At 60.0% G+C, this 17,049-nt stretch carries 16 protein-coding genes; 4 read left to right on the forward strand and 12 right to left on the reverse strand.

Going from position 1 to position 17,049, the window contains the following annotated elements:
- Positions 1–262 precede the first annotated feature (262 nt).
- From I3J13_RS21280 to I3J13_RS21295, 4 genes are all read right to left on the reverse strand, one after another.
- The gene (locus I3J13_RS21280; protein WP_196380139.1) at positions 263–1,099 is read right to left on the reverse strand and encodes an alpha/beta fold hydrolase; all 837 of its coding nucleotides are present in this window, start codon (positions 1,097–1,099) and stop codon (positions 263–265) included.
- Between the two features lie 247 nt (positions 1,100–1,346).
- Positions 1,347–2,042 carry an FkbM family methyltransferase gene (locus I3J13_RS21285; RefSeq protein ID WP_003522567.1) on the reverse strand — a complete coding sequence of 232 codons (696 nt, stop codon included), beginning with the start codon at positions 2,040–2,042 and terminating at the stop codon, positions 1,347–1,349.
- 160 nt (positions 2,043–2,202) lie between these two features.
- Positions 2,203–4,125, reverse strand: coding sequence for a putative bifunctional diguanylate cyclase/phosphodiesterase (locus I3J13_RS21290; protein ID WP_233283561.1), 1,923 nt, complete (start codon positions 4,123–4,125; stop codon positions 2,203–2,205).
- A 21-nt stretch (positions 4,126–4,146) separates the two neighbouring features.
- Complete coding sequence (locus I3J13_RS21295) at positions 4,147–4,653, reverse strand: putative pterin-binding protein (RefSeq protein ID WP_003522565.1); 507 nt, start codon at positions 4,651–4,653, stop codon at positions 4,147–4,149.
- A 617-nt stretch (positions 4,654–5,270) separates the two neighbouring features.
- Between I3J13_RS21295 and I3J13_RS21300 the strand changes: the two genes are divergently transcribed.
- Positions 5,271–6,707 (forward strand): NAD-dependent succinate-semialdehyde dehydrogenase, encoded by a 1,437-nt coding sequence (locus tag I3J13_RS21300; protein WP_196380140.1) that lies wholly within the window; start codon positions 5,271–5,273, stop codon positions 6,705–6,707.
- 241 nt (positions 6,708–6,948) lie between these two features.
- Positions 6,949–8,046: a DNA alkylation repair protein gene (locus I3J13_RS21305; RefSeq protein WP_196380141.1), complete on the forward strand. Its 1,098-nt coding sequence runs from the start codon at positions 6,949–6,951 to the stop codon at positions 8,044–8,046.
- Positions 8,047–8,053: 7 nt separating this feature from the next.
- Here the strand turns inward: I3J13_RS21305 and I3J13_RS21310 are convergent, their stop codons facing one another.
- The 5 genes from I3J13_RS21310 to I3J13_RS21330 form a co-directional block, all read right to left on the reverse strand.
- Positions 8,054–9,079, reverse strand: coding sequence for a sulfate/molybdate ABC transporter ATP-binding protein (locus I3J13_RS21310; protein ID WP_196380142.1), 1,026 nt, complete (start codon positions 9,077–9,079; stop codon positions 8,054–8,056).
- Positions 9,080–9,084: 5 nt separating this feature from the next.
- Complete coding sequence (gene cysW / locus I3J13_RS21315) at positions 9,085–9,972, reverse strand: sulfate ABC transporter permease subunit CysW (protein ID WP_196380143.1); 888 nt, start codon at positions 9,970–9,972, stop codon at positions 9,085–9,087.
- 3 nt (positions 9,973–9,975) lie between these two features.
- Complete coding sequence (gene cysT / locus I3J13_RS21320; RefSeq protein ID WP_196380144.1) at positions 9,976–10,797, reverse strand: sulfate ABC transporter permease subunit CysT; 822 nt, start codon at positions 10,795–10,797, stop codon at positions 9,976–9,978.
- 74 nt (positions 10,798–10,871) lie between these two features.
- Entirely contained in the window at positions 10,872–11,858 is a 987-nt protein-coding gene (cysP, locus tag I3J13_RS21325; RefSeq protein WP_035264351.1) for a thiosulfate ABC transporter substrate-binding protein CysP, read from the reverse strand.
- Between the two features lie 169 nt (positions 11,859–12,027).
- Positions 12,028–13,098: an enoyl-CoA hydratase/isomerase family protein gene (locus I3J13_RS21330; protein WP_196380145.1), complete on the reverse strand. Its 1,071-nt coding sequence runs from the start codon at positions 13,096–13,098 to the stop codon at positions 12,028–12,030.
- A 284-nt stretch (positions 13,099–13,382) separates the two neighbouring features.
- Between I3J13_RS21330 and I3J13_RS21335 the strand changes: the two genes are divergently transcribed.
- Positions 13,383–13,640 carry a DUF2934 domain-containing protein gene (locus tag I3J13_RS21335; RefSeq protein WP_196380146.1) on the forward strand — a complete coding sequence of 86 codons (258 nt, stop codon included), beginning with the start codon at positions 13,383–13,385 and terminating at the stop codon, positions 13,638–13,640.
- A gap of 199 nt (positions 13,641–13,839) precedes the next feature.
- Here the strand turns inward: I3J13_RS21335 and I3J13_RS21340 are convergent, their stop codons facing one another.
- Complete coding sequence (locus tag I3J13_RS21340; protein ID WP_196380147.1) at positions 13,840–14,685, reverse strand: SH3 domain-containing protein; 846 nt, start codon at positions 14,683–14,685, stop codon at positions 13,840–13,842.
- Between the two features lie 257 nt (positions 14,686–14,942).
- Between I3J13_RS21340 and ubiG the strand changes: the two genes are divergently transcribed.
- Positions 14,943–15,689: a bifunctional 2-polyprenyl-6-hydroxyphenol methylase/3-demethylubiquinol 3-O-methyltransferase UbiG gene (gene ubiG / locus I3J13_RS21345; protein ID WP_196380148.1), complete on the forward strand. Its 747-nt coding sequence runs from the start codon at positions 14,943–14,945 to the stop codon at positions 15,687–15,689.
- Positions 15,690–15,733: 44 nt separating this feature from the next.
- Here the strand turns inward: ubiG and I3J13_RS21350 are convergent, their stop codons facing one another.
- The gene (locus I3J13_RS21350) at positions 15,734–16,162 is read right to left on the reverse strand and encodes a DUF1178 family protein (RefSeq protein ID WP_059753574.1); all 429 of its coding nucleotides are present in this window, start codon (positions 16,160–16,162) and stop codon (positions 15,734–15,736) included.
- Positions 16,159–17,019, reverse strand: coding sequence for a carbon-nitrogen hydrolase family protein (locus I3J13_RS21355; protein ID WP_196380149.1), 861 nt, complete (start codon positions 17,017–17,019; stop codon positions 16,159–16,161). Before I3J13_RS21355 ends, I3J13_RS21350 begins: the two co-directional genes overlap by 4 nt.
- Positions 17,020–17,049 lie beyond the last annotated feature (30 nt).

Below are 17,049 nucleotides of genomic sequence, written 5' to 3' on the forward strand. Positions count from 1 at the left end.
AAACTCTGTGCGTTGATCCATGACAGAAATCTCCCGCCAAGCCATCCCGACACTCCTCCGCCAAGCAGAAAAAGTGTCAGGGATGTCTCCGAACATCTGTCAACTATGTCTCCGGGCTGTACACTTGACCCGAGGATCCATTCTTAGTGCGGCTGTGGATTCTCGGGTCAAGCCCGAGGATGACGTTGCGTATGCGGGACAGGTTGTGGACCAATCCCGAAATACGGCCTCATATTAGGCCGTATTTCTTTTCGCCCAAAGATCAAGCCTTGATGAAAGCCAGAAGATCGGCGTTCAGCACATCGGCATTGACGGTGAGCATACCGTGCGAGAAGCCGGGATAGGTCTTCAGCGTACCGTTTTTCAACAGCTTCACCGATTTCAGTGCGGAGTCGGCAATCGGCACGATCTGGTCGTCTTCGCCATGCAGCACCAGCGTCGGAACGCTGATATTCTTCAGGTCTTCGGTCTGGTCGGTTTCCGAGAAGGCCTTGATGCCGTCATAATGAGCCTTTGCGCCGCCCATCATGCCCTGACGCCACCAGTTCTGGATAACGCCTTCATGAACGGTCGCGCCATCGCGGTTGAAGCCATAGAACGGACCGGCCGGGACATCGCGGAAGAATTGCGCGCGGTTTGCGGCGAGCGACGAGCGGAAGCCGTCAAAAACCTCCATCGGCAGGCCTTCCGGATTGGCCGCAGTCTTGAGCATCAGCGGCGGCACGGCGGAAACGAGAACCGCCTTGGCGACACGGCCGGCGGGTTCGCCATGTTTTGCGACATAACGGGCGACTTCGCCACCGCCGGTGGAATGGCCGATATGGACGGCGTTCTTCAGATCGAGAGCTTCGACGACGGCAAAGGCGTCGGCGGCGTAGTGATCCATGTCATGACCGTCGGCAACCTGGGCGGAACGGCCATGGCCACGGCGGTCATGGGCGACGACGCGAAAACCCTTGGAAACGAAGAACAGCATCTGCGCATCCCAGTCATCGGACGAGAGCGGCCAGCCATGGTGGAACATGATCGGCTGGGCATCCTTCGGGCCCCAGTCCTTGTAGAAGATTTCGGTTCCGTCTGTCGTCTTAACAAAGCCCATGATCGTTACTCCTTCGGTTGCGTTGGCATCTCCGGCGCAGCCTGTTGTGCGCCGGTTTGATGGAGGGATGATGACGCAGGATAACGGTTGCAACAATTGCAACAATAATTGAGAATGAATTGCCGTTTATGAAATTATCTTCTCTACCCGCATACCATTCCGGCACATGTGTCGACCCGCTCCGCGCCCTCATGCAAGTATGAGAACGGGGATGGAGGGCGGACGGTTCCGTGAATTCGACGCGGCCTCAGTCCACCTCGGGATCGTATTCTCTCGGGCTCTCGTCCTTCGAGAACAGGACACAGGGCCCGCGTGAACCGCGCGGATCATAGGCATATCCCTTGGCGGTCAGCGCCTGCATGATATCGCGAACCCCGGCGAGACCGTAAAGATGGTCGTGCAGCTCCACGAATATCCGCTCCACGCCGGTCAGATCGGCCCTGCCGAGCAGATCGCGTTCCGCACCCTCGATATCCATCACGAGCGCGGTGATGCCCCGGCTGGCGATAAATTCATCGATATTGGCGGAGGAAATTTCGATGCGTTTTTCATAGGGGCCCTGATTTTCGTCCATGGACGACATCCAGAGATCCCTGCGGACATAAAAAGGATAGGAGCTCGGCTCGTCGGCGGTGAGAAGCCCCTGTGAAAACACGACATTGCCGCGGCAATTGGCCTTGATTACCCGCTCTGCCAGCGCCGCAGTGGAGGGGTTGGCCTCGAAGGCCCAGACGGAAACATCCTCGATGCCGGCGATGATCGAGGTGATGATCCCGATACCGGAGCCCAGCTCCAGCACGCGATCGCCGGGCTTGATGGCTTTCAGGACGCTGCGGGCCTCTTTCGCCTCATAGCTGCCGTCGGTCAGCGCCTGCCAGATGACCGGCGACACCTCATCGGAAGAGAGGGGAAGGGCAACTCCATGCACGTCCAGTATTTCCATGTCTCAAGCCTTTTCGCAAAACCCGGCCGCTTTGTCGCAATAATCCCATATCGACCGGGAATGCTCTACAGCATCGTTGCGGCAACCGGTATCGGTTTTCGCAAGCAACGCTATGACGTGGTAAAAATTCAAGATACGGCCGCCGCCAAAACAGGGCGTCTCAGACGGAACTCCAGGCCACAAGCTCCTTGGCCGGCAACGGTCTGCTGATCAGATATCCCTGAACCTGATCGCAGCCGAGACGCCTGACGCATTCATATTGCTCTTCCGTCTCGATACCTTCCGCAATCGTCGTCATCCGCAGACTGCGGCCGACGCCGACCACGAATTCAACGATCGCCAGCGCGTCGCGGTCGCTGGTGATATCGCGCAGGAACGAGCGGTCGATCTTGATCTTGTCGAAGGGCACGCCGCGCAAATTGGCGAGCGATGAATAACCTGTGCCAAAATCATCCATGGCGATCTGGATGCCGACGGCCTTCAGGCGCGACAGCGTGTTGATCGTCTGGTCGCTCTTGTTGAGCAGGATCGATTCGGTGATTTCAAGCTCGAGCCGGCTGGGTTCCAGCCCGCTTTTCTCAAGTGCGCCCATGACGTTCTGGATGAGACTGGTGCTGTGGAACTGAACCGGCGACAGATTGACCGCCACCTTCATGTCCTCGTCCCAGCCCATCGCCTCGCGGCAGGCGGTCTCCATCACCCATTTTCCGAGCGAATGGATGAGACCGGTTCTTTCCGCCACGGGAATGAACACGCTGGGCGGCACATCGCCCCGCACCGGATGTTTCCAGCGCAGCAACGCCTCGAAGCCGCAAAGCTTGCGTGTCTGCGTCGCCACCTGCGGCTGGTAATAGACTTCCATCTCGTCGTTCTGCAACGCGGTTTGCAGGTCGGCCTCGAAGGATTTCTTCTCGGTCAGCTGCTTCTGCATGCGGACCTTGAAAACGCTCGCCCGGCCGGGGCCGATGGCTTTCGCCTCATAAAGCGCCAGATCCGCGCGCTTGAACAATTCATCCGCATCGACGGCGCCGTGCGATATGGCGATGCCGATGCAGGTGCCGATTTTGACTTCCTGCTCGCCGAGCTGGTAGGTGCGGCTGATCTGGTCGATGAGCTTGGTGGCAAGACGCCGGGCGGCATCCTCGTTCAGATCGTCGGAGACGACGGCAAATTCGTCGCCGCCCAGACGGCAGACCATGTCGTAGTCGCCGCCGATGCCCGAGAGGCGCTGCGCCACGGCCTGAAGCAGCGCATCGCCGGCATCGTGGCCGAGCGTGTCGTTGACGTCCTTGAACCCATCAAGATCGAGCAGGAGGATGGCTGTCGTTCCCGTCCCGCCGAAGGATCGGCGCAACCTCTCGATCAGTTCCTGCCGGAACAGCGCGCGGTTCGGCAGTCCCGTCAGCGCGTCATGATAGGCGTCGTGTTCGAGCCGGACATTCTTCGCCTGCAATTCCAGCGTTGCGGCACGCAGATCGTCCGTCAGGCCGCGCATGCTTTTCTGCGCGCGGTTCAGAAGATCGTTCTGGCGAAGCAGTAATATGACAAGCGCAATACCGCACAGGATGAGGCCGCCCGCCAGCGCGGTATAGACGATATGCAGCTTGCGCACATCCTCATGGGCCGTATCGATCAGATTGACGTCATAAGCGACGGAAGACGAGGCAAGCGTCGTCATCGGCGCATCAAGCGCGCTCATCGTCGCCAGCAGATCCGGAACCTCGGCCGGATTGAGGTTGTTCACCTGCTGCTCGAGACGGGCCAGAACAGCATCGAGGCGGGTTACGAGATCCCGCCACTGCTGTTTTTCATTGATGAAGGCCCCGAGATTGCCCTGCTTCAAAAGCTCAAGCCGGCTCAGCATGATGTCCAGGCGCAGTTGCAGCTCATCCCGGTCGATCTTGCCGGGATTGAGCGCGAACACGGCCAGCTTGTTCTGGAGGCGCAGATATTCGGCTACGGTCTGGCTGACGGCCCAGGAATCATTGTAGCGGGCGAATTTCTGCAGAGCGGTCTGCCGCTCGGCAATGACGAAAGCGATATAGCCCGTTGCCAGGACGAAGCAACAGATGATCACCGCCACAAGTTTTCGCAAACGGCACCTTTATTCCACTATCAGTTTGGCAACTTGCCATGCGGACCGCGAATAATAGGTCTGCTTCTGCAGCTCCGGATCGCTGTCATAGGGATAGATGACGAACAACGGGCCTTTTTCGCGAACTGTCATGTAATTGCCATCCAGCTTGATCGCCAGAATAACGTTAAATTTCTTAAAATCTTCAATCGGTATCGTGCTGACATAATCGTTGAGAGCGACTGCCGTGACGCTGGTGCCCTTTGCGCCGACGACATCCATCAATTTTGCCAGCGAAACACCATCGAAACGGACTCGGCCATCATGCCAGGGCGTTGTCGTCTCCACCGTCACCATGCCGAGCGCTTCCAGCATGTCACGATCAAATACCGCGGCGCCCTCGCCATTCGTATTGGCGATGTTTCCGGATATGGTTAATATCGGTTTTCCTTGCGGTTTGGCAATTTCGCCAGCTTCGGCACAGGAAAGCCACGCGAGCGACAAGAACGCACTGAGAAGTACCCGGGCGAAACTCATACTTTTTCTCCATCGATAACGTTCAGGTCGAGGGTTTTCACCAACCTTTGAAGGTCAAGGGAACCGACGCTAGCAATATATATCAGGAATGGATGTTATATCCTCAGTGAGATTTTATCCGTATTTTCTCTAGGTTTTGAGTAAACCCTTTGGATAAGTTTTCCGTCTTATTGTATTTTTTCAGGCCACGTGTCCCATTATGACACAAGCGACAAGCTCCGGAGACCCCTCCCGATAATTCGTCAGGTGCGACAAAGGCCGAATTGTGGCGAGAGCCTTTCCGTCGTCGCGCAGCTGCATCTGATTCGCCTGAGGCAGCCGGATAAGCAACGCCCCGTCCGCGTGCCAGATTGAAATGACGAATGGCAAATTCTGCGTCACGGAAAAATCATGGCGATTGCCGGAGCGCACGGTTGAAACATACCGCCCGGACCTTAATATAAAGGCTGTCGTTTCCGTTTCCGACAACTCCAGAAGCCCCCGTCGGAAATATCCAGACACATGTTCCGCGCAGCGAAAGCCGCGATGCCGGACATCGTCCGGCCAGGAAAATTCTGTTCACGTCTCCGGGCCGGACGGCATTTCGCCGTATCGGCCGCATCATGAAGGTAGCCCCTATGCACACCTATCCCGACATCAAACTTCTCATTGATGGCGAATGGCGAGACGCCGTTTCCGGCAAGACGATCGCCGTGTCCGATCCGGCAACCGACGAGATCATCGGCGCGATTGCGCATGCCGAGAAGGAAGACCTCGATCTGGCGCTTGCCGCTGCCGAGCGCGGTTTCAAGGTGTGGCGCGACACCTCGCCCTTCGAGCGCTCGAAGATCATGCGCAGGGCGGCCGATATTCTGCGCGAGCGCAAGGACAAGATCGCCTACATCATGACCCGCGAACAGGGCAAGCCGCTGGCGCAATCGGGCACCGAGGTCATGGGCGCCGCCGACACCATCGACTGGTTCGCGGAAGAAGCACGCCGCACCTATGGCCAGGTCATCCCGGCGCGCGCAACCGGCGTTTCGCAGCTTGCCATCAAGCTGCCGGTCGGTCCCGTCGCGGCGTTTACGCCGTGGAACTTCCCGATCAACCAGATCGTCCGCAAGCTTTCCGCAGCGCTTGCCACGGGCTGCTCCATCATCGTCAAGGCGCCGGAGGAAACACCCGCATCGCCGGCCGAACTGATCCGCGCCTTCGTGGATGCGGGCGTGCCGGCGGGCGTCATCGGCCTCGTTTACGGCGTTCCCTCCGAGATTTCGGAATATCTGATCCCGCATCCGGTTATCCGCAAGATTTCCTTCACCGGCTCCACCCCCATCGGCAAACATCTGGCCGCACTTGCCGGCAAGCACATGAAGCGCGCCACGATGGAGCTCGGCGGCCATGCGCCGGTGATGATCTTTAACGACGCCGATATCGACAAGGCAATCGAAGTCACCTCGCTTGCCAAGTTCCGCAATGCCGGCCAGGTCTGTGTCGCCCCCACCCGCTTCCTCGTGCAGGACGGCGTGGCCGACCGTTTCCTTGAAGGTTTCGTGGAAGCGACGAAGGCCATCAAGGTCGGCAACGGGCTGGAAGACGGGGTCATCATGGGACCGCTCGCCAATGAGCGCCGTATTCCGGCGCTGGAAGGCCTCATCAACGACGCCGTTTCCCATGGCGCAGAATTGAAGACCGGCGGTCGCCGCATCGGCAACAAGGGCAATTTCTTCGAGCCGACGGTTCTCGCCAACGTGCCGACCACCGCCAAAATCATGAATGACGAACCCTTCGGCCCCGTCGCCATCATCAACCGCTTCTCGAGCTTCGATGACGCCATCGACGAGGCGAACCGCCTGCCCTTCGGCCTCGCATCCTATGCCTTCACCGGCTCGGTCAAAACCGCCCACGCGCTCGGCCAACAGGTCGAGGCCGGCATGCTGACCATCAACCACAACGGCCTTGCGCTTCCGGAAGTCCCCTTCGGCGGCATCAAGGATTCCGGTTATGGCACGGAAGGCGGCTCGGAAGCGGTTCAAGCCTATCTGGAGACCAAATTCGTCAGCCAGATGAGCTGAGTGTTCCGAAATTTCTTCTCCCCACCGGGGAGAAGATGGCCCGAAGGGTCACATGAGGGGGCAAGCTCTCCGCATATCTCTGCGCGCACCCCCTCATCCCGCTGCCGCGACCTTCTTCCCCTCGGGGAGAAGGCGAAAGTCGCGCTCACTCGATCCATTCTCACCTCCGATCGTTGTTCAGCCTTCTTGCCTATAGCCTCCTTCTGCCCTAAAAGAACAAAAAGTGAACCTTGAGGGCGATATGAGCGACGCGGCGGCACCGGCACTGAAGGAAATCTTCAACCGCGAGAAACTGCGGCATATCGCCGATGAGACCAAGGCTGTTCATCCGCCATTTGACGTTTCCGCCTTCATGGCGCTCGCCACCGAAAACCTCGAAGCGCTGGGCATCATGCAGCGCATGCGGCAGGTGGCAACGAGCCTGCATGCGACGCTTCCCGGCGACTATGCCCGCAACATCGAAATCCTGACCGCCGCAGCGCCGGGCATCGGCAACGGTTTCGCCTCCATTTCGCTGCCGGAATATGTGGCGCTCTACGGCCTCGATGATTTCGACCTCTCCATGGAAGCGCTGCATTATTTCACCCGCTTCGGCTCCTCTGAATTCGCCATCCGTCATTTTTTGCAGAAGGATATGGCCCGCACCCTCGCCGTGATGGAAACATGGTCGCGGCACGAAAACGAACATGTGCGGCGGCTGGCGAGCGAAGGCTGCCGGCCCCGCCTGCCATGGTCGTTCCAGCTCAAACCTCTCATCGACGATCCCTCGCCGGTCACCGCAATCCTCGACGCCATGAAAGCCGACGAGGCGCTTTATGTGCGCAAATCCGTCGCCAATCATCTGAACGACATCACCAAGGACAATCCCGCTTTCGTGCTGGCGCTGATCGATGCATGGCCGAAGGACAATCCGCATACACGCTGGATCACGCGGCAGGCCCTGCGCACATTGATCAAGAAGGGCGATGCCGCCGCACTTGCCCATCTCGGCGCGCATGAAGAAGCGGAAATCGCGCTGACGGCGTTTCAGGTTACGCCGGAGAAAATCGCACTCGGCAATCCGGTGCGGATTTCAGCCTCCTTCACCTCGACAGCGAAACGGCCGCAGAAACTGGTGATCGACTACGCCGTCCACTACGTGAAGAAGAGCGGCGACGCCTCCGCGAAAGTCTTCAAGTGGAAAGAGATCGAACTTCAGCCCGGCGAGACATGCGCGCTGTCGATCAGCCGCGCCATACGCGATTTCACGACCCGCAAGCACTATCCCGGCATCCACAAGGTCGACCTGACGATCAACGGCAAGCTTGTGGCAGAAAGCGCCTTCGAGCTTCTGGGCTGATAGCGGCTCAAGCCGCCGGGAAAATCTTCGCCCGGCGGATGATGACGGAACCGCGGTCTCCGGCGGCGACATCGTTTTCCGGCGGCACGTCGAATTCCAGAAGGTCGCCGCCATCGGTGCTGGCGATCACCCGGCGCTCGCCCGCGCGGTCGAGAACCCGCGCCACAGAGGCCGGAATGCCCTCATGCAGATCTTCCCACTCCAGATCGCCGGGGCGGGCATAGATGTCCACCGCGCCGTCGCCTTGAGCATAGGAGAAAGGCAGCTCGTTATCGCCGACATAGACCTTGCCGCCACGCGCCACGCCGGACACCCGGTTGGTATCGCCCAGAAAGCGCATGACGAAGGCGCTGTTCGGCTGGCGGCAGACCTCCTTCGGCGTGCCCTGCTGTACGATCTCGCCCTGATTGAGGATGACAACACGGTCGGCAAGATCGAGCGCCTCTTCCTGGTCATGCGTCACGAAAATCGTGGTGATGCCGAGCGAATCGTGAATCTCGCGCAGCCAGCGGCGCAGGTCGCGGCGTACATTGGCGTCCAGCGCCCCGAAGGGCTCATCGAGCAGAAGCACCTTCGGATCGACCGAAAGCGCACGCGCCAGCGCCACGCGCTGCCGCTGGCCGCCGGAAATCTGCGCCGGAAAACGGTCGCCCAGGCCATCGAGCTTCACCAGCCGCAGAAGCTCTTCGACGCGGGCATCGATTGCCGCCTTGTCCCGCTTCACCTTCGAGACCTTCATGCCGAAAGCGATGTTTTGATGCAGGGTCATATGCGGAAAGAGCGCGTAGTGCTGGAACACGAAACCGACGCCGCGGTCCCGCACCGGAATATTGGTGGCGTCCTCGTCGCCGAAAAAGATACGGCCGCCATCGCTATATTCGAGACCGGCAACCATGCGCAAAATCGTGGTCTTGCCGGAGCCTGAGGGACCGAGCAGCGCCAGAAGCTCGCCGCTTTCGATATCCAGCGAAACATCGCGCACGGCGCGGAAGGTATCGAAGGTCTTCACCACATTTTCGAGGCGGATTTTCATGGGAATCAGGTCTCCGTGGCGATGGCGGCATCGCCGTTGGTCTTCTTGGCCCCGCGCCCGGCACCGCGCCGTTCCAGCGCCACCTTGGCGATGATGGTGACGACGGCGAGGGTGGCGAGGATCGAGGCCGAGGCAAAAGCGCCGGCCGTCTGGTAGTCGTGGTAAAGCAGCTCGATATGCAGCGGCAGCGTGTTGGTCTGGCCGCGAATATTGCCCGATACGACCGATACCGCGCCGAACTCGCCCATCACGCGGGCGTTGCACAGCACGACGCCGTAAAGCAGCGCCCATTTGATATTCGGCAAGGTGACCGAAAAGAAAGTGCGCCAGCCGGATGCGCCAAGCGAGGTCGCCGCCTCTTCCAGATCGCGGCCCTGCGCCTGCATCAGCGGGATAAGTTCCCGCGCCACGAAAGGTGCGGTGACGAACATCGAGGCGATGACGATGCCGGGCAGCGCAAAAAGTATCTTGATGTCATGCGCATCGAGGAACGGGCCGAAAAGCCCCTGCAGGCCGTAAACGAAGAGATAGGCGACACCGGCGACGATGGGCGAGATGGAGAAGGGTATCTCGATCAGCACCAGCAGGAAGCGTCGACCGGGGAAATCGAACTTGGTGATCGCCCATGCGGCCGCAACACCGAAGGCCGTATTGACCGGCACGGCGATCAGCGCCGTCAGCACCGTCAGCATGATGGCGTGGCGGGTATCGGGATGGGTGATGGTGGCCGTATAGGCCTTCCAGCCCTGCGAAAACGCCTCGACGCCGATGATGATAAGCGGCGCCAGGACCAACAGGGCGCCGATGACCAGCACAAAAGAAATCAGGCTGCGGCGAACGAGAGGCGAGTCGCCGACGCGTGGCGGTTTGCGATGTGACGAAACGACGCTCATCTCTCAGCCCTTCACCGTATAACGAAGCGCGCGCGCCTGCAGATAATTGGTTACCGCCAGCATCACGAAGGCGGTGATGAGCAGCACGGAGGCGATGGCGGCGGCGGCCTGATAGTCATATTCCTCCAGCCGGATGAAGATCAGCAGCGCCGTGATTTCCGTCGAAAACGGCTGATTGCCGGCGATGAAGATGATCGCCCCGAATTCGCCGAGGCTGCGGGCGAAGGACAGCGACAGACCCGCCAAAAGCGCCGGCGTCAACAGCGGCAGGATGATCTTGCGGAAAATTTCGAGATCGGAACCGCCGAGCGACTGCGCCGCTTCCTCCAGCGCCGGATCGAGGTCTTCCAGCACCGGCTGCACGGTACGCACAATGAATGGCAGGCTGGTAAAGGCCATCGCCACCATGATGCCGAGCGGCGTGTAAGCCACCTTGATGCCGAATTGCGAAAGCACCGAGCCGAACCAGCCATTACCTGCGAACAGTGTCGTCAGCGCAATGCCGGCAACGGCGGTCGGAAGCGCAAAAGGCAGATCGACGATGGCATCGACGATGCGCCAGCCGGGAAAACGGTAACGCGTCAGCACCCAAGCGAGCGCCAGCCCGAAGATGACGTTGAACAGCGTGGCGGCGAGCGCGCAGAGCACGGTAACACGATAACTGGCCACGGCGCGCGGCGACGAGATGATCGACCAATATTCGGCAGGGCCGAGGCTTGCCGCCTTGAACACCAATGCCGAGAGCGGCAGAAGCACGATGATGGCAACGTAAGTCAGGGTAACGCCAAGGGACAATTTCAGCCCCGGCAGAACATTCCGCTTCAAACCCCGCCCCCATTCATCAAAAAGCGACCCGGCGGTTTCCCGCCGGGTCTTTTACCTGTTGCGTATCGCTGTGATTAACGGCTGCCGTAAAGCGTATCAAGCGTCGCGCCGGATGCAAAATGCTCTTTCTGGATTTTGTCCCAGCCGCCGAAGACATCATCGACGTTGACGAGGCGAATAGCAGGGAACTTGTCCTTGAATTCGCCGACGACCTTTTCATTGTGGACGCGGTGGCCGAATTCGGCGGCGATGCGCTGGCCTTCCTCGGTATAGAGGAAGTCGAGATAGCTCTTCGCCAGATCGCGCGAGCCGCGCTTGTCGACGACCTTGTCCACCACGGCCACCGGGAATTCGGCCAGCAGGCTGACGGAGGGCACGACGCCTTCCACCTTGTCTGCGCCATATTGCTTGGCGATGCCGCGGGTCTCGGCTTCGAAGGTGATCAGCACGTCGCCGATTTCACGCTCAACGAAGGTGGTGGTGGCGGCACGGCCTCCCGTGTCGAACACCGGCGTATTGTCGAAGATTTTCTTGACGAATGCCTGAACCTTCGCGTCGTCGCCGTTGAACTTCTCCTTGGCGTAAGCCGTGGCGGCGAGATAGGTGTAACGGGCATTACCCGAGGTCTTCGGATTGGGGAAGACGATCTTCACATCGTCGCGGGCAAGATCGTCCCAGTCCTTGATACCCTTGGGATTGCCGGCGCGCACGAGGAAGGACGGGAAGGAATAGAAGGGCGATGCGTCGTTCGCAAAATCCTTCTTCCAGTCGGCGGAAACGAAGCCCTGCTTCACCAGAAAATCGACATCGGTGACCTGATTGAAGGTGACGACATCGGCTTCCAGACCCTCGACGATGGCGCGCGCCTGCTTGGAGGTGCCGGCATGCGACTGGTCGACGGTGACGCCCGGATGCAGCTTGATGAACGCCTCGTTCTCGGCCGCGAAAACTTCGCGGGCGACATCGTAGGATGCGTTGAGAATGGTGGTCGGAGACTGCGCCTGCGCCGCACCTGCAAAAAGAGCGGCAATGGCAGTACCGATAATGAGAAGACGTTTCATGAATACCCCCGGCAATTCGAATGGTGCTCAACATAGCGGGCGGCGGCAACGCCCGCGAGAAACAGCCATGCTTTCCGGGCGCGCGGATTGGAAATTTCGCCCAAAGAATATCGGCTCCAAAGGCGATGATTTCATATACGGCAAGAAGCCGGATTTCTTTTGCGCCGACCTAAAGACGGTGATCGGGAAACAGATTGCCGGAATGCGCGGCAAAATAAGGCGCAATGTCCTCCTCCCTCACCTCCTCCAGCCGTGCCGGTTGCCAGCGGGGATTGCGGTCCTTGTCGACCAGCGCCGCGCGCACACCTTCGTAAAAATCATGCTGGCGCAATATTTCCGTGCCGGCGGCAAATTCCCGCTCCAGGCATTCGATGAGGCTCGCGCTTTCCCGGCCGAGGCGTAGCAGCTTCAGGGTCAGTTTCAGACTGGTGGGGGAGCGTTTTTGCAGGACCTCGAGGGTCTCGCGCGAAAACGCATCCTGGCGCGCAGAAAGCGCGGCGAAAATCTCCTCGACCGTTTCGAAACGGAATGTCGCGTCGATGATATCCCGATTTATGGATAAAACGCCTTCACCGGCCTCGACGGCGTGCGCCGCGATTACCGTCTCGATGCTGTCTGTATCCGCGGCTTGCGACAGATCTTGGACCAACCCCTCGAGACGGTCCGAAGGAACAAGATAGTCGGCAAAACCGGCATAGATGGCATCGGCAGCGGTAACGGCATTGCCCGTCAACCCCAGCCAGGTGCCGCATTCGCCCGGCGCCCGTGGCAAAAGCCAGGAGCCGCCGACATCCGGGAAATAACCGATGCCGGTTTCCGGCATGGCGAGTTTTGTGCGTTCCGTGACGATGCGGTGGCTGCCATGGGCTGAAATGCCGACACCGCCGCCCATGACGATGCCGTCCATCAGCGCGATATAGGGTTTGCCGAAGCGGGCAATGCGATAGTTGAGCGGAAATTCTTCCCGCCAGAAATCAAGCACCTGCGGGTCGCCCGCCTTGCCGAGATCGTGAATGATGCGGACATCGCCCCCGGCGCAAAGCCCCCTGTCGCCTTCCCCTGTAAGTACCACACAGGAAACACCGGCATCCTCTTCGAAACGCTGAAGCGCCTGAAACAGGTCGCGCACCATCGGCAAGGTCAGGCTGTTGATGGCCTTCGGGCGGTTGAGGCGAATGATGCCTGCCCCTCCCCGTTTTTCGACGATGACCTGCGCATCCGCTTCCGTTCTCTGTTCCAAGACCGCCTCCTCCGCTGCCCATTCATCCGGCCATCTTGGCGGCCCTGGCACGATCACGCAACGTTGATCTTGTTCTGCGGGAACGTCTTTCGCTCAAACCGCTTTAACGGGCAGAAAATGCCAGAAATCCGTTTTCGCAATGCAGCATGTTTGCTTGACGCCCGGAAAATCATGGCATGTAATGGGTTCTGGAAATGCCGGCATTGATTCCTGTCGAGCGTGTGCCGGACCAAAGCGGAATGTCGCCTTCTCATAGGCGCTGTAAACAGCAACGGGAGACGAGCATGCAGGTTTCGGAACACGAATGGATCAGTAAACGGGCATATACACTCTGGGAAAAGGAAGGTCACCCCCATGGGCGCGACGCGCACCATTGGGAACAGGCCAAGCATGAATTTTCGCTGCTGAAGACATCGGAAGCGACGAAACCCGCAACGCGCAAGAAGGCCGCTCCCAAGGCCGCTGCTGCAGAAGCCGCACCGAATGCGGAAGCCCCGGCAAAACCCAAGGCCCGTGTGCGCAAGGCTGCCGCCGCGAAGTAGCGGGAAGATCATACCGACACGTCGATCAAAAGTCTGGGAGCAACCGAAAAGTGCGCGGGTACGCAGCCTCGCCAAACTCGGAATTTTACGGAGATATCCTGGAAGTGCTTCCAAGACGAGACAATGTCCCCGGCGACAAACCGGGGACATTTTTTCATCAACTATGTTTAGCTGGCGAGTATTCCCGCCAGTCTAAGTTTTATTGTCTCGACAGGCATTCCGTATCGGCCGGATCACACGCACGATAGCTCCGGGGTGCCGGCTCGGGCGGACGAACCTGCTCCTGTGACGGAGCGCGACCTTCGGGACGCCGTTGTTCTTCAGGTTGAACACGACGCTCGGGGCGACGCTGGCCATCATCCTGATTAAACTGACGGTTGCGGTCGCGGTTTTCATCTTCCCAGCGGCGGCGGTCGTCGTCGCGACGCGGCCTGTCCTGATTTCTGTCACCCTGGTTCCAGTCGCCGTAACGACGTTCCCAGCGTCCGTCATTCGGACCGCCGCCCTGACGGGGATCACGCCACTCGTCGCGGCGACCATCACGCCAGTCGTCCCGGCGGCCGTCACGCCACTCGTCACGCGGACGCGGGCGATCCCAGTCGGCGCGGGGCGGCGGGGCGTTCCAGTAACCGCCGGACGGCGGCGGACGGCGCCAGCGGTCGCGCTCGCGGTAGAAGTCGCGGTCGCGATAATAGCGGTCCCAATAACGGCCGACTTCGAAGGTGATCACCGGCACGCCGAGATCGCGGTAATAGCGCGGTTCGACATAGACCCGGTTCTGCCGGTAGGTCGTGGCGATATAACGCCCGGCCACCCAGCCGCGACCGCCCACGAACGAGACATCGCACCAAGGCGTATCGGAAAGGCAGCCGTGCACGGTGAGCGGCGCGCCGTTCGGGATAACCACGACGGCCGGATAGGCCGTGCTCGGGCCGGAGCGCATATTCACATTCGCGGTGGCGAAACCCCGCGTCGCAGCTTCGGCAAGTGCCGGTGCGGCGAGCATGGCCACCAGCGCAATTGCGCCAAACAGTTTTTTCTTCACTTCTTTCTCCTCAAGCAAAGGCCCGCTTTGCCCTTGTCAGCGTCCACCATGTTCGATGGACGAGTATGCGTTCCGCATACTGCCACGACCGGAAAATACGCGGTTCTGCATGAACGCAGCATGAAACAAACGAGGCATCCAATCAGTTCCACCTGCGGCAATCAGCGCCCGATAAATCGCCGCCGGAATGGACCGCCGGTCTTGACTTCGGGGGACAATCATCCGACTTCAATGCAACAGCAATATGGAGCAGAACCATGAGCGAAACCGCACAGACGACCGTCGACCAGAGCGAAGTGGATCGCTTCTCCGCGATGGCTGCGGAGTGGTGGAGCCCGACCGGCAAGTTCCGCCCGCTGCACAAGTTCAATCCGGTGCGGCTCGAATATATCCGCAACCGCATCTGCGAGAATTTCGGCCGCGACCCGAAGGCGCACCGCCCGCTGGAAGGGCTGCGCATATTGGATATCGGCTGCGGCGGCGGCCTTCTCTCCGAACCCGTTGCACGCATGGGCGCGGATGTGGTGGGCGCCGATCCCTCGGAAAAGAATATCGGCATCGCCTCCACCCATGCCCGCGAAAGCGGGGTCAGCGTCGAATACCGCGCCGTGACTGCCGAGCAGTTGCAGGAAGCCGGCGAAACCTTCGACGTCATCCTCAACATGGAGGTGGTCGAGCATGTGGCCAATGTCGATCTCTTCGTCACCACCTGCGCTAAAATGGTGCGCCCCGGCGGCCTGATGTTCGCCGCCACCATCAACCGCACGCTCAAAGCCCGGGCACTGGCGATCTTTGCCGCCGAAAACGTGCTGCGCTGGCTGCCACGTGGCACGCACCAGTATGAAAAGCTCGTTCGCCCGGAAGAGCTCGAGCGGCCGCTGGTGGCAAGCGGCATGGATATCATCCACCGCACCGGCGTCTTTTACAACGTGCTGCAGGATCGCTGGAATCTTTCGCCGGATATGGATGTCAACTACATGATGCTGGCGAAGCGGCCGGCGTAGGGGTAATCCCGGACGCTATTTGCGTGAGGTCGTCCTAAAGAAGTTCAGTTGACGTCGTCGGGCAGCACCGGCAGCGGCGCGATCTCGATACCCTCGTCCAGCAGGGCCTTGGCGTCCTGCGCCGAGGCATTGCCGATGATGCCGCGCTCATCCGCTTCGCCGTAGTGGATCTTGCGGGCTTCTTCCGGAAATTTATCGCCGACATCTTCGGCATTGGCGCGGATATTGGCAACGGCCTCGCGGATTTTCGCAAGCGCCTCTTTTCGGGCGCTATCCATGGCCAGCGTCTGGCGTTCGTCTTTCTTGCGGGCGGTGGAAACCGAAGGCGCCATCAACAGCTTGGAGACCTGCACGGAATTGCAGACCGGACAGGACAGGAAACCGCGCTGCAACTGATCGTCGAAATCGTCGCTGCCGGCAAACCAGCCTTCGAACTCATGGCCCTTTTCACAGGCCAGCGCATAACGGATCACGCCGCTTCACCTCCGGCAGGTTTCAGGGGAATAACCGTGTCCAGACCAAACTCGCGGGCATTGCGGAGATTGGGAATTTTTCCGCGCGCGGCGGCCACCAGCGAGGTATCGATCTCGGCGAAGATGATCTCTTCGCCAGCGCCGCCGGCAACGGCCAGAACCTTGCCCCATGGGTCGATGATGATGGAATGACCGAAGGTTTCCCGCCCGTCCTCATGCACGCCGGCCTGCGCGGCGGCGATGACGAAAGCGCCGTTTTCGATGGCGCGGGCACGCAGCAGGATTTCCCAATGGGCCTCCCCCGTCTGTCGTGTGAAAGCCGCCGGAACGGTCAGAACCTCAGCACCTGCCAGCGCTTCCGCGCGGAAAAGCTGCGGGAAACGGACGTCATAGCAGATTGCGAAGCCGAATTTCCCCAGCGGAAGTTCGGCGATACGCGCCACTTCGCCGGGTTGATAAGCAGCGCTTTCACGCCAGCTTTCACCATTGTCGAGATCGACATCGAACATATGGATCTTGTCATAGCTGCAGATGCGCGAACCATCCGGCGCGAAGAGAAAACCGCGATTGGCGATCTTGCCATCCGGGCGGGCAATGGCCGTGGAGCCGACATGGACATGAATGCCGAGTTCGCGGGCAAGACGGGCGGCCGTCGCAACGATGATATCGCCGTCGTCATCCCGCAATTGCGCACGCAGCGCCTGCCTGTCCTTCTGGATCGCGCCCGTCATTTCCGGGGTCTGCACATAAACGGCGCCCTCGGCCGCAGCCGCACGCACCATCCGTTCCATATCGGCGGCGTTTCTTGCCGGATCGACGCCGGAGCGCATCTGAATGGCGGCAGCCTTGAAACTCATCACATCCTCCATACCCGCAAATCAGGTCGA

The sequence above is a fragment of the Agrobacterium leguminum genome (assembly GCF_015704895.1).
Classification (GTDB): Bacteria; Pseudomonadota; Alphaproteobacteria; order Rhizobiales; family Rhizobiaceae; genus Agrobacterium; species Agrobacterium leguminum.

Bases quoted from the DNA above. Each gene is read 5' to 3' on its own strand.
- I3J13_RS21280 (WP_196380139.1), bottom strand. From the start codon at position 1,099: ATGGGCTTTGTTAAGACGACAGACGGAACCGAAATCTTCTACAAGGAC.
- I3J13_RS21285 (WP_003522567.1), bottom strand. From the start codon at position 2,042: ATGGAAATACTGGACGTGCATGGAGTTGCCCTTCCCCTCTCTTCCGAT.
- I3J13_RS21295 (WP_003522565.1), bottom strand. From the start codon at position 4,653: ATGAGTTTCGCCCGGGTACTTCTCAGTGCGTTCTTGTCGCTCGCGTGG.
- I3J13_RS21300 (WP_196380140.1), top strand. From the start codon at position 5,271: ATGCACACCTATCCCGACATCAAACTTCTCATTGATGGCGAATGGCGA.
- I3J13_RS21305 (WP_196380141.1), top strand. From the start codon at position 6,949: ATGAGCGACGCGGCGGCACCGGCACTGAAGGAAATCTTCAACCGCGAG.
- I3J13_RS21310 (WP_196380142.1), bottom strand. From the start codon at position 9,079: ATGAAAATCCGCCTCGAAAATGTGGTGAAGACCTTCGATACCTTCCGC.
- cysW (WP_196380143.1), bottom strand. From the start codon at position 9,972: ATGAGCGTCGTTTCGTCACATCGCAAACCGCCACGCGTCGGCGACTCG.
- cysP (WP_035264351.1), bottom strand. From the start codon at position 11,858: ATGAAACGTCTTCTCATTATCGGTACTGCCATTGCCGCTCTTTTTGCA.
- I3J13_RS21335 (WP_196380146.1), top strand. From the start codon at position 13,383: ATGCAGGTTTCGGAACACGAATGGATCAGTAAACGGGCATATACACTC.
- ubiG (WP_196380148.1), top strand. From the start codon at position 14,943: ATGAGCGAAACCGCACAGACGACCGTCGACCAGAGCGAAGTGGATCGC.
- I3J13_RS21355 (WP_196380149.1), bottom strand. From the start codon at position 17,019: ATGAGTTTCAAGGCTGCCGCCATTCAGATGCGCTCCGGCGTCGATCCG.